Annotated in this window: 13 protein-coding genes and 2 tRNA genes; 8 read left to right on the forward strand and 7 right to left on the reverse strand. The window is 70.0% G+C overall.

Annotation, left to right across the window (positions count from 1 at the left end; all coding sequences use genetic code 11):
* Positions 1-89: 89 nt before the first annotated feature.
* From ABD932_RS26900 to ABD932_RS26915, 4 genes are all read left to right on the forward strand, one after another.
* Positions 90-1,202: an SDR family oxidoreductase gene (locus ABD932_RS26900; protein WP_345016097.1), complete on the forward strand. Its 1,113-nt coding sequence runs from the start codon at positions 90-92 to the stop codon at positions 1,200-1,202.
* Positions 1,203-1,355: 153 nt separating this feature from the next.
* On the forward strand, positions 1,356-1,814 hold the full coding sequence (locus ABD932_RS26905) for a molybdenum cofactor biosynthesis protein MoaE (protein WP_345016099.1): 459 nt from the start codon (positions 1,356-1,358) through the stop codon (positions 1,812-1,814).
* 185 nt (positions 1,815-1,999) lie between these two features.
* A complete protein-coding gene (locus ABD932_RS26910; RefSeq protein ID WP_175647589.1) occupies positions 2,000-2,167 on the forward strand; it encodes a hypothetical protein in 168 nt (55 codons plus the stop codon).
* A gap of 107 nt (positions 2,168-2,274) precedes the next feature.
* Entirely contained in the window at positions 2,275-3,372 is a 1,098-nt protein-coding gene (locus tag ABD932_RS26915) for a YlbL family protein (protein ID WP_345016101.1), read from the forward strand.
* A gap of 92 nt (positions 3,373-3,464) precedes the next feature.
* Here the strand turns inward: ABD932_RS26915 and ABD932_RS26920 are convergent, their stop codons facing one another.
* The gene (locus ABD932_RS26920) at positions 3,465-4,007 is read right to left on the reverse strand and encodes a PPA1309 family protein (protein WP_345016103.1); all 543 of its coding nucleotides are present in this window, start codon (positions 4,005-4,007) and stop codon (positions 3,465-3,467) included.
* A gap of 164 nt (positions 4,008-4,171) precedes the next feature.
* On the opposite strand from ABD932_RS26920, the gene ABD932_RS26925 reads away from it, so the two are divergent.
* The 4 genes from ABD932_RS26925 (at position 4,172) to ABD932_RS26940 (ending at position 9,557) form a co-directional block, all read left to right on the forward strand.
* Positions 4,172-7,135 (forward strand): UPF0182 family membrane protein, encoded by a 2,964-nt coding sequence (locus tag ABD932_RS26925; protein WP_345016427.1) that lies wholly within the window; start codon positions 4,172-4,174, stop codon positions 7,133-7,135.
* A 57-nt stretch (positions 7,136-7,192) separates the two neighbouring features.
* Positions 7,193-7,266, forward strand: a tRNA-Met gene (locus tag ABD932_RS26930).
* A 228-nt stretch (positions 7,267-7,494) separates the two neighbouring features.
* Positions 7,495-9,414, forward strand: a complete 1,920-nt coding sequence (locus ABD932_RS26935) for a tetratricopeptide repeat protein (RefSeq protein WP_345016105.1) — start codon at positions 7,495-7,497, stop codon at positions 9,412-9,414.
* 69 nt (positions 9,415-9,483) lie between these two features.
* Positions 9,484-9,557 (forward strand) — tRNA-Met (locus tag ABD932_RS26940).
* A gap of 91 nt (positions 9,558-9,648) precedes the next feature.
* Here ABD932_RS26940 and ABD932_RS26945 read toward each other — a convergent pair.
* From ABD932_RS26945 to hisN, 6 genes are all read right to left on the reverse strand, one after another.
* The gene (locus tag ABD932_RS26945) at positions 9,649-10,794 is read right to left on the reverse strand and encodes an ABC transporter substrate-binding protein (protein WP_345016107.1); all 1,146 of its coding nucleotides are present in this window, start codon (positions 10,792-10,794) and stop codon (positions 9,649-9,651) included.
* A gap of 17 nt (positions 10,795-10,811) precedes the next feature.
* Positions 10,812-11,675 carry an ABC transporter permease gene (locus tag ABD932_RS26950; protein WP_345016109.1) on the reverse strand — a complete coding sequence of 288 codons (864 nt, stop codon included), beginning with the start codon at positions 11,673-11,675 and terminating at the stop codon, positions 10,812-10,814.
* Complete coding sequence (locus tag ABD932_RS26955; protein WP_345016111.1) at positions 11,672-12,499, reverse strand: ABC transporter ATP-binding protein; 828 nt, start codon at positions 12,497-12,499, stop codon at positions 11,672-11,674. Before ABD932_RS26955 ends, ABD932_RS26950 begins: the two co-directional genes overlap by 4 nt.
* Before the next feature lie 197 nt (positions 12,500-12,696).
* Positions 12,697-13,113 (reverse strand): Fur family transcriptional regulator, encoded by a 417-nt coding sequence (locus ABD932_RS26960; protein WP_126394944.1) that lies wholly within the window; start codon positions 13,111-13,113, stop codon positions 12,697-12,699.
* Positions 13,114-13,285: 172 nt separating this feature from the next.
* Complete coding sequence (locus tag ABD932_RS26965) at positions 13,286-13,678, reverse strand: CBS domain-containing protein (RefSeq protein ID WP_126394945.1); 393 nt, start codon at positions 13,676-13,678, stop codon at positions 13,286-13,288.
* A gap of 135 nt (positions 13,679-13,813) precedes the next feature.
* Positions 13,814-14,614, reverse strand: coding sequence for a histidinol-phosphatase (gene hisN, locus ABD932_RS26970; protein ID WP_345016115.1), 801 nt, complete (start codon positions 14,612-14,614; stop codon positions 13,814-13,816).
* Positions 14,615-15,131 lie beyond the last annotated feature (517 nt).

Raw genomic sequence — 15,131 nt, forward strand, 5'->3', positions numbered from 1 at the left:
GCCGACTCTTGGCCTGCGGCAGGATGGATGCCACCTGGTACGTACGCGTCACTCGCGTTCGTACTGAAGACAACCGCTGGAGACGCCCGGTGAGTTCCCCTGATCCGCAGGTTCGCGCAGCGCGAAACCGGTCAACCCCTCCCGCCGCGCGCGGGCCCGTCGTCGCGGTGACCGGTGCCGCGTCCGGCATCGGCGCGCTGCTCACCGAGCGACTCGTCGCATCGGACGAGGTCAAGCAGGTCGTCGCCATCGACGAGCGGCGCGGTGAGTGCGCGGCGGCGCAGTGGCACATCCTGGACGTGCGGGACCCGGCCATCGCGGACAAGCTGCGGGGCGCCGACGTGGTCGTGCACCTGGCGCTCGACCTCGATCTGGAGACGGATCCGGCCGCGAGGACGGCTTACAACGTCCGGGGGACGCAGACCGTGCTGACGGCCGCCGCGGCGGCCGGTGTCCACCGGGTCGTGCTGTGCACCTCGGCGATGGTGTACGGGGCGCTGCCGGACAACGAGCTGCCGCTGTCCGAGGACGCGGAGCTGCGGGCGACGGCGGAGGCCACCGGGGTCGGGGACCTGCTGGAGATCGAGCGTCTGGCGCGCAGGGCGCCCCGGGCCCACCCGGGACTCAACGTCACCGTCGTCCGGCCGGCCACGCTCGTGGGAGGCACCGACACCGCGCTGACCAGGTACTTCGAGTCGCCTCGGCTCCTTGTCGTCGCCGGATCGCGGCCCGCCTGGCAGTTCTGCCACGTCGAGGATCTGTGCAGCGCCCTGGAGTACGCCGTCCTGGAGAAGGTCGACGGGGAGCTCGCCGTCGGCTGCGACGGCTGGCTGGAACAGGAGGAGGTCGAGGAGCTCAGCGGGATCCGGCGCATGGAGCTGCCGTCCGCGGTGGCGCTGGGCGCGGCGGCCCGGCTGCACCGGATCGGCCTGACCCCCTCTCCGGCCGGGGACCTGGCGTACACGATGTACCCCTGGGTGGTCAGCGGGAGCCGGCTCCATGACGCGGGGTGGCGGCCGCAGTGGACCAACGAGGAAGTGCTCGCGGAGCTGCTGGAGGAGGTCTCCGGCAGGCACACGGTCGCCGGGCGGCGGCTCGGACGCAAGGACGCGACGGCGGCCGGGGCCGCGGGAGCGACGGTGGCCCTGCTGGGCGCGGCGGCGGTGGTGCGGCGGGCACGGAAGGCCCGGCGGCGGATCTGAGAGGCCCCTCCGAGAGGCCGATGCGAGAGACCGGGGCCGCGGCCCGATACGGTGCCGCCCCCGCTTGGCCTGTAGGAGGCTCCATGCCGCACGCGCGTGTGCCGGGCGATGACGCTATTCCCCCTCCTCGCGCGCGTGGGGCACGATGGGACCATGGCACCTACCAACGATCACCCTGGTGAGCAGGGCGCTCAGGATCCGATCAAGCTCATCGCCATTCGCGAGACAGCCCTCTCCCTGGACGAGGTCTTCCGGGCCGTCGGGGACGACGCCGCCGGTGGGACCGCGCTGTTCGTGGGGACCGTGCGCAACCACGACGGGGGCGCCGACGTCGACGAGCTCGGATACTCGTGCCATCCCAGCGCCGAGGCCGAGATGCGGCGCATCGCCGAGAAGGTCGTCGCCGAGTACCCGGTGCGGGCGCTCGCGGCGGTGCACCGGGTCGGGGACCTCGAGGTCGGGGATCTCGCCGTCGTCGTCGCCGTCTCCTGCCCCCACCGCGGCGAGGCCTTCGAGGCCTGCCGGAAGCTGATCGACGATCTCAAGCACGAGGTGCCCATCTGGAAGCACCAGAAGTTCTCGGACGGCACAAACGAATGGGTCGGCGCGTAGCGCCCTCGTCGAGGTGCGCTGGTCGGGCTACGGGAGGCCCGGTCGGCGCCCGCTGATTGGGCCGTACGAACCCGTCCACACCACCCCGGTTGCGTAACTGCACCCCTGGCGTGAGCGTTGTCAGTGCCAGTGGTTAATCTGCTGATCAGTCAGTTTGCGGTCACTCATGGGGATGGGAGGACGGCATGGCGGCGCTCGCCTGGTTGCTGATTCCGCTTGTGGCTGCGATCGGCGCCGGTCTGTGGGGCGGTTGGGCCAACCGGAACCGAAAGGCTCGTGGAGACGGGCCGGAACTCGACGGCTATGCCCGGTTCCGCGAGGCCATGGAGAAGAAGTCCTCGTCCCGCACATGATCGCGGGGCGGTTCGCGGCCCTGCCGGTCCACTGCCGACGGTCTTGACGGTTCCCTGTCAGACGGCCCTGACGGGGCGCTGACAGAAGGGTCACGTACTGTCGTGCCATGCCACGCCGCACCGCGACGATGCTCGCCTCCACCCTGATGCTGATCGCGCTCCTGTGCGCGGGAGTCTTCATCCCCGTGCCGTACTCGGAGATGTCCCCGGGGCCGACGGTGAACACCCTCGGCGAGCACGACGGCGAGCCGGTGCTGCAGATCTCCGGGCGCAAGACCTATGCGACGACCGGGCACCTCAACATGACCACCGTCCGGGTCACCAGCGCCGACTACAAGATGAACCTCGTGGAGGCCGTCTACGGGTGGCTCGCGCATGACAACAAGGTCGTGCCGCACGACACCCTCTACCCGGACGGCAAGACCGAGGAGCAGTCCACCCAGGAGAACGCCGAGGAGTTCAGCCAGTCCCAGGAGAGCGCCAAGGTCGCCGCCCTGAAGGCACTGGACATCCCGGTGCAGAGCTGGGTGATCGTCTCGACCGTGGTGAAGGGAACGCCGGCCGAGGGCAAGCTGCACGCCGGTGACGTCATCAAGGCCGTCGACGGGACGGCGGTGAAGGAACCCTCGGACGTCGCCGAGCTGGTGACCAAGCACAAGCCCGGCCAGGACGTCGTCTTCACGATCGTGCCGGCCAAGGAGCAGGCCGCCGCCGAGAAGGAGCGCAGGACGCCGACGAAGACCGAGAAGATCACGATCAGGACCGCCCAGTCCGACGACAGCAGCGAGAAGCGCGCCATCGTCGGGATCTCCGCCGGGACCGACCACACCTTCCCGTTCACCATCGACATCAAGCTCGCCGACGTCGGCGGCCCCAGCGCGGGCCTGATGTTCTCGCTCGGGCTCTACGACAAGCTCACCCCGGGCAGCCTCACCGGCGGCAAGTTCGTCGCCGGCACCGGCACCATCGACGACGACGGCAAGGTCGGACCCATCGGCGGCATCGAGATGAAGACCATCGCCGCGCGCGACAAGGGCGCCCAGTACTTCCTCACGCCCGCCGACAACTGCGCGACCGCCGCCCGGGACGTCCCCGAGGGGCTCACCCTCGTCAAGGTCGACACCATCGACGACGCGCTCGGTGCCCTGAAGGACATCCGCTCCGGTGCCACCGCCGACCTGCCGAAGTGCACCACCAAGAGCTGAGCGGCACGCCTTGAGTACGGCAGTGGGGGCGCCCCCCGAGGGGAGGGGCGCCCCCACTGCCGTACCGAAATGCTCGGCCGTACCGGAAGACCTCAGTCCTCGAACGTCGCCGCCAGCGCCTCCGCCAGCCCCGGGATCAGGTCCGGGCCGGTGAGGACCTCCGTCGGGGTGTCCTTCTCGCGCAGGCGTACGGCCGACTCTCGGGCGCCGTCACGCAGCACCGCGACCGTCATACGGACCTCCTGGCGGTCGGGGTGGTCCGCCACCCACTTCGCGAGCTTGCCGCCGGTCAGGCCCTGCGGGACCTGTGCCTCCGCGGACGGGGGCAGCATCAGGCGTTCGACGGTGAGCGCGCAGCCGACCACCGCGTCGGGCCAGGCGATCGTGCCCAGGAACTCGTCGAGCGCCTTGCCCGTTGGAAGTTCGTCCTGCTCGATCGGGGTCAGGCCGGTGGACTCCTGCTCGTCCCCCAGGCCGAGCTGGGCGGCGAGGCCGGGTTCCTGGGCCCGCAGCCGTGCGGTGTCTACGAGGGCGAAAAGGCGGGCGGGCTGGTCCCAGCCGAGGCCGGAGGCGTACTCGTCGATCTCGAGAACGGCCCGGGTGAGCGGGCTCGCCGCCATGGGAGTGTTGGACATGGTCACAATCCTCTCTCGTTCCTGGCCGGAATCGGGAACTGAGTAAACGGTGAGTAAGTTGCATAGGTGTGGGCCCACGATCACGGGGGGCCACGGAGGGTCCACGAAGACGCGGGCCTGACGGATCAACAGCGAACCTCGGGGTGCGAACCTTGGCTTTCCAGATGCCGGACCGCGGCGGAGGCCCGACCGGGCCACGGATCAGAGTGGGCCGCCCGTCCCGGCGTGTCCGGACGCTGCTCATGACACTGGGCGTCCTCGCCGTCCTCGGCATGGCCTTCACCATGTTCGCGGGCTTCTGGACGGACTGGCTCTGGTACCGGTCGGTGAACTACTCGTCGGTGTTCACGACCACGCTGTGGACGAAGATCGGACTCTTCTTCGTCTTCGGTCTGTTGATGGCCCTCTCGGTCGGCTTCAACATCTGGCTCGCGCACCGGCTGCGTCCGCCGCTGAGCGCCATGTCGATGGAGCAGCAGAGCCTCGACCGCTACCGCATGGGCATCGCGCCGTACAAGAAGTGGCTGCTGCTCGCGATCACCGCCCTGGTCGGCCTGATCGCCGGGGCCTCCGCCTCCAGCCAGTGGCGCACCTGGCTGATGTGGGTCAACGGCGTGCCCTTCGGTGAGAAGGACCCGCAGTTCCACCTCGACGTCGGCTTCTACGCCTTCGACCTGCCCTGGTACCGGTTCCTGCTCGGCTTCGGCTTCGCCGCCGCGATCCTCTCCGTGATCGCCGCCGCGCTCACCCACTACCTGTACGGCGGGCTGCGCATCACCAGCCCGGGCGCGCGCGCCACGGCCGCGGCCACCGGCCATCTGTCGGTCCTCATCGGCATCTTCGTCGCCCTGAAGGCCGTCGCGTACTGGCTCGACCGGTACGGACTCGCGGTGAAGTCCAGCGACTTCAAGGCGACCGACAACTGGACCGGCCTCAGGTACGTCGACGCCAACGCCTATCTGCCGGCCAAGACGATCCTGTTCTGCATCGCGGTCATCTGCGCCCTGCTGTTCTTCGCCACCCTGTGGCGGCGCACCTGGCAGCTGCCCGTCATCGGCTTCGGTCTGATGGTGCTCTCGGCGATCCTCATCGGCGGCCTGTACCCGGCGATCGTCCAGAAGTTCCAGGTCCAGCCCAACGAGCAGGCCAAGGAAGCGCCGTACGTCGACAAGAACCTCAAGGCGACGCGCGAGGCCTACGGCATCGATGGCACTCAGGTCACCGAGTACCCGGGCACGAGCAAGACCGAGGACAAGGCCAAGCTGCGCGACGACGTGGACGCCGCGGCGAGCATCCGGATCCTGGACCCGAACATCGTCTCGCCGACGTTCCAGCAGCTCCAGCAGATCAGGAACTACTACGCGTTCCCGACCAACCTGGACGTCGACCGGTACAGCAAGGACGGCAAGGACCAGGACACCGTCATCGGTCTGCGCGAGATCAACCTCAACGGCATTCCGAAGCGGAACTGGATCAACGACCACTTCCGTTACACCCACGGCTACGGCGTGGTCGCCGCCGATGGCACCAACGCCGACTCCCAGGGCCGGCCGGACTTCACCGAGTCCGACCTGCCGTCCAAGGGCGACCTCGGGACGTACGAGCAGCGGGTCTACTACGGCGAGAAGACCACCATGTACTCGATCGTCGGCGGTCCCCAGAAGGAGATCGACTACTCCGACGACAGCGGTGAGAAGACCTACAGCTACAAGGCCGACAGCGGGGTCAGTCTCTCCAACCCGGTCAACCGGGCCGCGTACGCGGTGGCGTTCGGCGAGCCGCAGATCCTGTACTCCGGTGCGATCGGCGACGGTTCGCGCATCCTGTACAACCGCACGCCCAAGGAGCGCGTCGAGGCGGTCGCCCCGTGGCTGACCATCGACGGTGACGCCTATCCGGCGGTCGTGGACGGCCGTATCCAGTGGATCGTCGACGCGTACACGACGACGAACGGCTACCCGTACTCCTCCCGCACGACCCTCGGTGACACGACGGCGGACTCGCTGACCGCGACCAACGACCAGCGGGCGGTCGTGGCCCAGCAGAACCAGGTCAACTACATCCGCAACTCGGTGAAGGCGACGGTCGACGCGTACACCGGCGAGGTCAAGCTCTTCCAGTGGGACACTCAGGACCCGGTCCTGAAGACCTGGATGAAGGCGTTCCCGGACACGGTGAAGCCGAAGACCGAGATCTCGAAGTCGCTGATGGCCCATCTGCGCTACCCGCAGGACCTGTTCAAGGTCCAGCGCGAGCTGCTCACCCGCTACCACGTGAAGGACGCGACGACGTTCCTCAGCGGCAGCGAGGTCTGGCAGGTGCCGGACGACCCGACCAACAAGTCGGGCAACGCGGTCCCGCCGTACTACCTGAGCATGAAGATGCCGGACCAGCAGGCGCAGGCGTTCTCGCTGACGACGACGTTCACGCCGAACGGGCGGGACAACCTCAGCGCCTTCATGGCCGTGGACGCCGAGGCGGGCACCAGTGACTACGGCAAGATCAGAATTCTGAAACTGCCGACCAACACCACGGTCAACGGGCCCAGTCAGGTCCAGAGTCAGTTCAACTCCGAGCAGGACATCGCCGAGACCATCAGGCTGCTGAAAGGTGGCGGCGACTCCGACATTGAGTACGGCAATCTGCTGACCGTGCCACTTGACGGAGGACTGCTGTACGTGGAGCCGGTCTACGTACGTGGTGGTGGACTCAAGTACCCGCTGCTGCGGAAGGTGCTGGTGACCTACGGAGGCGCCATCGCCTTCGAGGACACCCTCGACGAGGCCCTCAACAAGGTCTTCGGAGCGGAGGGTGCGCCGACCGAGCCACCGGACGAGGGCGACGAGGACGGCGGCGGTACGACGCCACCACCGACGTCCGACAACCCGACGGTCCAAGATGCGCTCGACGACGCCCAGAAGGCCTTCGAGGCCGGCCAGGAAGCCCTGAAGAACGGCGACTGGGAGGCATACGGCCGGGCGCAGGAGGACCTCGAGGATGCGCTGAAGCGGGCCGAGGACGCGCAGGCGCAGGCGGACAAGACCGGCGGCAGTGGCGGCGGCGACAGTGGCAGTAGCCCCAGCCCGAGTTCGAGTCCAAAGCCGACCAGCAGTCCTACCGGCACCTAGGGACGGCGCTTGATCGAATAGCCCACCCCGCGCCGTGATACGGTTGCCGAACAACGGCGCGGGGTGGAGCAGCTCGGTAGCTCGCTGGGCTCATAACCCAGAGGTCGCAGGTTCAAATCCTGTCCCCGCTACTGAAGTCGACGAATATTTCGTACGACAGCGAAGGCCCGGATCCTCCAGAGGATCCGGGCCTTCGTGGTGTGCGAACGCATGTGCCGGAGGGCGGGACGGCCACGCCGCCGTGGGGAGTTGAGGGAACTGTGTTTGACTTGTCTCTCTGTGGGCATGTCGACAAAACGCTGAAGTGACCTCACTGGCTGCGGTATACCAGGTGTACCCAGGTTGCAGGTGGTGCGACGATGGACGTTATGGGGGACAAGGCAACTCTGTTGGAGACAGGGCGGTTTGTGCAGCCTGCCGACTTTGTGCAGCCGACGGGCGATTTCGTGCAGCCGACAGGCGGTGCCTCGCGGCCGGTGAGTGATCTCGCGCAGCCGGAGGGCGACTTCGCCCTGGACCAGCCGGCGGACCAGGACGAGGCCGGCGAGGCGATCGAGGAGGCGCGGCAGCGGCTTGCCGCCGAGGCCGGGGACGTCGAGGCGATGAGCGTCCTCGGCGCCATGCTGCTGCGCCGCGGTGATCTCGACGGAGCCGAGCCTTCGCTGCGTGCCGCCACCGCCGCCGGGGACCGTGCCGCCGCCAACAACCTGGGAGTCCTGCTTCACCAGCGCGGGTACGCCGACGAGGCCGCCGGATGGTGGCGGATCGCCGCCGTCGCGGGATCGGCCGCGGCCGCGCACGCGCTGGGACGTCATCACCGCGAGCGGGGCGACGAGCCCGCCGCCGAGTACTGGCTGCGCCAGTCCGCCGAGCAGGGGCACGCGCTGGGCGCCTACGCGCTCGCCGATCTGCTGGAGCACCGCAGCGACGCCGGGGCCGAGCAGTGGATGCGGGCCGCGGCGGAGCGGGGGCACCGGGAGGCGGCGTACCGGCTGGCGCGCGCGCTCGACCGGCAGGGGACCCGTGCGGGCGAGGACGGAGCCGACAACGGTGTCGCCGGGAGCGAGCCGGTGCTGGAGGAGGCCGAGCAGTGGTACCGGCAGGCCGCCGCCCGCGGCCACCGCAGGGCCGCGCTGCACCTCGGCGCGATCCTCGAGAAGCGCGGGGAGCTCAAGGAGGCCGGGCGCTGGTATCTGACGTCCGCCAAGGACGGGGAGGCGCGCGCCGCCTGTGCGCTCGGTTTCCTGCTCAGGGACGCGGGGGACAGCGAGAGCGCCGCCGTGTGGTGGCTGCGGGCCGCCCAGGACGGCGACGGCAACGCCGCGAACGCGCTGGGCGCGCTGCACGCCGAGCGCGGGGAGACGCAGACCGCCGAGCGGTGGTACCGGGCCGCGATGGATGCCGGTGACGTGAACGGCGCGTACAACCTCGGGCTGCTCTGCGCCGAGCAGGCGCGCACCGCGCAGGCCGAGCAGTGGTACCGGCGCGCGGCGTACGCCGGGCACCGCGAGGCGGCGAACGCGCTGGCGATCCTGCTGCTCCAGGGCGGGGACGCGACGGGCGCCGAGCCGTGGTTCTCCAAGGCCGCCGAGGCGGGGAGCGTGGACGCCGCGTTCAACCTGGGGATCCTGTACGCCGGGCGGGGCGAGGAGCGGGCCGCGCTGCGCTGGTACGAGCGTGCCGCCGCCGCCGGCCACACGGAGGCGGCGCTGCAGGTCGGGATCGCCCGGCTGCGGGACGGGGACGAGCCCACGGCGGAGCGGCATCTGCGGTGCGCGGCCGGGGGCGGCAGCGCTGAGGCCGCGTATCGGCTGGCGACGCTGCTGGACGCCCGTCGGCCGCCGGAGCCCGCGCACGAGCTCGGGGAGACGGTGCACGAGAAGACCGAGTGCGAGGAGTGGTACGAGCGGGCGGCCTCCCAGGGCCACCGCCGGGCGCAGGTGCGGGTCGGGATGCTGGCCGCCGCCCGGGGCGACGTCGTGGAGGCGGCCCGGTGGTACCGGGAGGCCGCCGAGGCCGGGTCGCGGAACGGTGCCTTCAACCTGGGGCTGCTCCTCGCCCGGGAGGGCAGTGAGCCGGAGGCCGCGGTGTGGTGGACACGGGCGGCCGACGCCGGGCACGGGCGGTCGGCGCTGCGGCTGGCCCTGGTCTACGCGCGTCGCGGCGAGCTGGCCGAGGGGCAGCGGTGGGCTGATCGGGCGGTGACGCTGGGGCCGGCCGAGGTTGCGGAGCGGGCGGCGCGACTTCGGGACGCCCTGCGCGAGGAGCTCTCGGCGTGACGCCGCGTCGGCCGCACGACAACTGATTTGCCTCTGTCCTCGTCGTTGACGTAATGTTCAGTTCACCGACGCGGGGTGGAGCAGCTCGGTAGCTCGCTGGGCTCATAACCCAGAGGTCGCAGGTTCAAATCCTGTCCCCGCTACTGAAGGCCTAGGGCCGGGATCCGCAAGGATCCCGGCCCTAGGTGCTTTTCCGGATGAGTTCTGAATGTGTCCCGGAAGCTGAGGGGCTGGTCAGGGCTGGTGGCCCACCGCCTCCTCGTACAACCTGCGGTCGACCGTTCGCGACTCCGGCAGCGGGCTTCCCTCCGCCACGCCCTGGGCCTCGTAGGCCGCCTGGAGGCGTGTTGTCGTGCCGGCGCGGATTTCCCAGTCCATGCGGAGCGGCGGCGTGGATTCGAGGATGGACTCCTCTGCCTTGAGGAGTTCTGCCAGATATGTGACGAAGCTCGCATCCTGCTTGTAGTCCGACGTGAAGTACGAGTTCACCGTGCGGATGTAGGCCCGCAGCAGAGCCACGCCCGCGTCCACGTCGTCCTGCAGCAGTGTGTGGCCGTAGAGCATGCCGCCCAAGGGCTCGCCCCGCGGCTGGCCGCCCAGGAAGGCGTAGCCCCGCTTGCCGTCCACCTTGCGCCAGACCGGGTCCAGGAGCCACGCCGAGTCGACGCCGCCGTTCTGCAGGGCCGTGAGGACGTCGGCCGAGCCCAGTTGCTGGTACTGGATGTCGGCCAGGCCCCCGCCGTGTTTCTCCAGGGCCTGCTCCATGGGGTACGCGATCACCGAGCCCTTGCCGATCATCGTGCCCAGCTTGTGTCCCGCCATGGCGACCCGGTTCGCGCTCTCGCCGTCCTTCAGGCGCACCCACAGGCCGCTCTTCGACTTCGGGTCGGGTGAGAAGTTGCCCGCGACCCACTTGATGTCGAAGCCGCCCTTGACGCCGTTCATGACCGCGGCCTCCGGAGCCGCCCACAGGGCGTCGATGTCTCCCTTGGCCAGCAGCGGGAGCGCGTCCGGCGTCGGCAGCACCTTGAGCGTGACGTCCAGGCCCTCCTTCTTGAACTCGCCCTTGTCGAGGGCGACTTGCAGCGGAGCCACGTACTCGGCGCTCAGCGTTCCCGTCGCGATCGTCAGCTCGCGGGGCTCTGACAGCGGCCGTGGGGGAGGGGATCCGGGGAGACAGCGGGCCGGTGCGCGGTTCGGGGAGAGGTCCTGCGGGTTCGTCCAGGACTTCGCGCCGCAGCCCTCGACCGCGCGGATCGTACGGTCGCCTGCGGCTGCCGTCGAGGCGGAGCCCGACTCGGACGGGGAGGAGCAGGCGGCCGACGCCAGCAGCGCTGCCGCGGCGATGACGACGACGTATGCGCGGGTCCTCCTTCTCATGGTGGGTCCCTTCCTCCTCATGACTGGCCCCTTCCTCGGTCCCTCGGTGCCCATGGAGTGAGCAGGCGGCCCGCGAAGCGGATGAGTTCGGAGAAGAGGACTCCCAGGACCGCGACGCAGACGATGCCGACGAACATCACGTCGTTCTGGAACAGAGCGCGCGAGTCGAAGATCAGATGGCCCAGGCCGTTCGTCGCGGCGATCTGCTCCGACGCGACGATGACCAGGACCGCCACGCCCGCCGCGATGCGCGCGCCCACCAGGACGGAGGGGAGGGAGGCCGGAAGCAGGACGTGGCGGAACATCTGCCACCGGGAGGCGCCGAAGACCTGGCCCGCGTCACGGTGGCCGGACGGGATGGACATGACCGCGGACATGGTGGAGATCCAGACGAAGAAGAAGACCGTGGCCGCCACCAGCGCCACCTGCGGGCCCTCACCCAGGCCGAACATGTTCAGGAAGACGGGCAGGAGAGCCAGTTTCGGTACGACGTACAGCGCGTCCAGGAGTGGTTCCAGTGCGGCCCGTACCAGGGAGAGGGAGCCCATCAGGAGGCCGAGGGCGTAGCCCGCCGCCGTGCCGGCCGCGTATCCCGCGAGGACGCGCTTCAGCGTGGCCCACACGTCCGGCCACAGGTCGCCGGCCGCCGCCCGGTCCCAGCCGTCGGCGAGGATCGTGGACGGGGCCGGGTAGACGCGGTCGTCGATCCAGGCCTGGGCGGCCGCCAGTTGCCACAGCAGGAGGAGGAAGAGAGGGACGGCCAGGGCCAGGGAAACCTCCAGCGCGCGCCTGCGGCGGTGGGTGCGGGCCGGGTGCAGTTCGCGCGGGCCGGGGCGGCGGATCAGGACAGAGTCGGCGGGCGGCTTGGTGAGCGTCGTCATGCCGGGACCGCCTCCTTCCGCAGCAGGTCCCACAGTTCGCTTCGCAGGGCGGTGAACTCGGGGGTGGCGCGGATGTCGCCGGTGCGCGGGCGAGGGAAGGGCGGGCGGTGTTCGGCGATGATCCGGCCCGGGCGGGCGGACATCACGAGCACGCGGTCGCCGAGGACGATCGCCTCCTCCAGGCTGTGGGTGATGAAGAGCGTGGTGGTCCGCAGCGACTGGGTGATGTCCAGGAGCTCGTCCTGGAGGATGGTGCGGAGCTGGGCGTCGAGGGCCGCGAAGGGCTCGTCCATCAGCAGGAGTTCGGGTTCCACGGCCAGGGCGCGGGCGATGGCCACGCGCTGGCGCATACCGCCGGAGAGGGTGGCCGGGTAGGCGTCCGCGAAGTCCGACAGGTCCATGCGGGCCAGCCAGTCGTCGGCGCGGGCGTTCGCCTCGCGGCGCGGGACACGCTGGATGTCCAGGCCGAAGCGGACGTTCGCGCGGACGGTCTTCCAGTCGTAGATGCCGTAGTCCTGGAAGATCATGGCCGCCGGGCGACGGCTCGACGTGCGGATCTCCAGCGTGCCCGTGCTCGGGCGGAGCAGGCCCGCGGCGATGCGCAGCAGCGTGGACTTGCCGCAGCCGGAGGGGCCCACGACACAGACGAACTCGCCGGGTGCGACGGTCAGTTCGAGAGGGCCGAGGGCGTGGACCGGGCGGGGGGTTCGGCCGAACGTGCGGGTGAGGTCATGGGCCTTGAGTTTGGGATGCGGCGCATACGGCGGATGGTTCGGATGCGGCGGATACGGCTCTCCGGTGGGGGTCGGTGCTGGCTCTCCCACTTCGGTCTCCTCGCGGAGTGCGGAACGGACGTGTGGGTGACGTACTCGTGTGGGTGACTTACTCGTGTGAGCGATGTAGGCGTGGGTGCCGTTGACCATATGACGGCCCGTCAGATTCGGGAACCCCGTCCGCATCCGCACGCGGGCAGCACAAAGCCCCGGCACTCAACGGTGCCGGGGCTCAGGAGCCGGAAGGTTTACGCCTTCGCGCAGTTCGGGCAGACGCCGCGGTACGTCACCTCGACGTCCGAGACCGTGAAGCCGAAGCGCTCGGAGTCGGGGAGGTCGGCCATCGGGTTGCCCGTCGGGTGGACGTCCCGGATCGCGCCGCACTGGGCGCACACCAGGTGGTGGTGGGGCCGGTGGGCGTTCGGGTCGTACCGCTTCGCGCGCTTGTCGGTGGAGACCTCGAGCACCTCGCCGAGGGTGACCAGCTCGCCCAGCGTGTTGTAGACGGTCGCGCGGGAGATCTCGGGCAGCTTGGCGACGGCTCGCGCGTGCACCTCGTCGGCCGTCAGGTGGACGTGATCGCCGGCGAGGACCTCGGCCACGACGCGGCGCTGCGCGGTCATCCGCCATCCGCGTCCGCGCAGCCGTTCCAGAAGGTCGCTCATGGAGAACACCTTAACAGCAGGAGGACCAGGTTCCGAATGGATGTGACTTTAGAGTTCAACCTAGATTGGATGAAGTCCAGCATCGATCCAGAACTTCCCGCAGGGTTGCGGACGGGCCGGGTCCCTTCGGGTCCGGCCCGTTTCGCGTGGGCTGCACGCGTGCGTGCTCGGGTTATGCGGGCACGTGCTGCCGTACGGGTGCCCAGCAGCGGATGATGTCGCGGACCGAGACGATGCCCACGGGCTCCTCGTGGTCCAGGACGATCAGATGGCGGAAGCCGCCGTGTGCCATGGCGCGGGCCGCCTCCTCCAGGGTCCATGACGGGGCGGCGAACACGACGTCGGTGGTGGTGTGGTCGTGGGCGTGCTCGATGTCCGGGTTCTGTCCGAGGCCGACGGAGTTGAGGATGTCGCGTTCGGTGAGGATGCCGATACCGCCGGCGTCGGGGTCGTGGACCACGGCCGCGCCGACCCGACGGGCGGACATCAGCGCGGCGGCCTGGCGAAGGGTGTGGGTGGGGCCGATGGTGAGGACCACGGTGCTCATGGCGTCACGTACGAGCATGGATGGAGCCACCTCCTGAAGTGCCCCCGCACCGTTTGTTCACGGTTTCACAAATTCACAAGTGGGGGGACTCTCAGAGTGACAGGTAAAGAGGGGGTCAACAAGGGGGCGCTCAGCAGCGCTGCAAAGGGGCGCTCAGGAGCGCTCGTTGAGGTATCCGAGGAGCTCGTCGTGCAGCAGGCCGTTCGAGGCGGCCGCGTTGCCGCTGTGCGGGCCCGGGCGGCCGTCCAGGCCGGTGAAGGTGCCGCCGGACTCCGTGACGATGATCGCGTTGGCTGCCATGTCCCAGAGGGAGAGCTCCGGCTCGGCGCAGAGGTCGACCGAGCCCTCGGCGACCATCATGTACGGCCAGAAGTCGCCGTACGCGCGCGTACGCCACACCTCGCGCGTGAGGTCGAGGAAGCCGCCCAGACGCCCCTGCTCCTCCCAGCCGCTCAGTGAGGAGTACGCGAACGAGGCGTCCGTCAGCTTCGAGACGCCGGAGACGCGTAGGCGGCTCGCGGAGGAGAGGCTGCGGCCGGTGAAGGCGCCGTGACCCTTGGCGGCCCACCAGCGGCGGCCGAGGGCAGGGGCGGACACGAGGCCCACGACCGGCTGGAAGCCGCCCTCGCTCGCCTCCGTCAGGGAGATGAGGGTGGCCCAGACCGGGACGCCGCGTACGTAGTTCTTGGTGCCGTCGATCGGGTCGATCACCCAGCGGCGGGGGCCGGTGCCCTCGACGCCGTACTCCTCGCCCAGGATCGCGTCCCTCGGCCGGGCGCGCTGCAGCTGTCCGCGGATCAGCTCCTCGGCGGCCCTGTCGGCCTCGCTCACCGGGGTCATGTCCGGCTTGGTCTCGACCTTGAGGTCGAGGGCCTTGAAGCGGTCCATGGTGGCGGCGTCGGCGGCGTCCGCGAGGACGTGGGCGAGGCGGAGATCGTCGAGGTAGTCCGGCATGGAACGAACGGTATCTGTCGTGGTCGGGGTGGGGCTACTAGGCCTTGCGGTTGTGGGCGGGTTGCGTGTGGTTGTCGGGTGCGGGGGAGTACGGGCCGGCAGGGGCATCGCTTGGTCGCGTGGCCCGGCGCGGGGGTTGGGTCGCTCGCGCGCGCCGGCGGGTGTCGTCCCGAGGCCACATTGGTCTCGCCCCCGCCGCCCCTACCCATCCCGTCCCTGGGGGCTGCCGCCCCCAGACCCCCGCTTCGGCCCGAAGGGCCTCGTCCTCAAACGCCGGACGGGCTGACATTGCCTGGGCGGCGTCCAGAGGTGACGGCCCGCTGGGGGTGGGCGGGGGCCTGGGGAGGGAGTCCCCCCACGGGTGGGTGGGGGCTGGGATGGGCGTACCCCCACGGGCCTGCAGTCGCGTACGGCGGGAAGGGGACGTGCCGGGGGGTGTCCGCCCGCAGTGGCCGGCGTCAACACGCAGCACCTCCCGGCCTAAGGTGACCGCCGGTCCGAGGACGGACACCCCCCC

Source organism: Streptomyces shaanxiensis, from assembly GCF_039537145.1.
GTDB classification, from domain to species: domain Bacteria; phylum Actinomycetota; class Actinomycetes; order Streptomycetales; family Streptomycetaceae; genus Streptomyces; species Streptomyces shaanxiensis.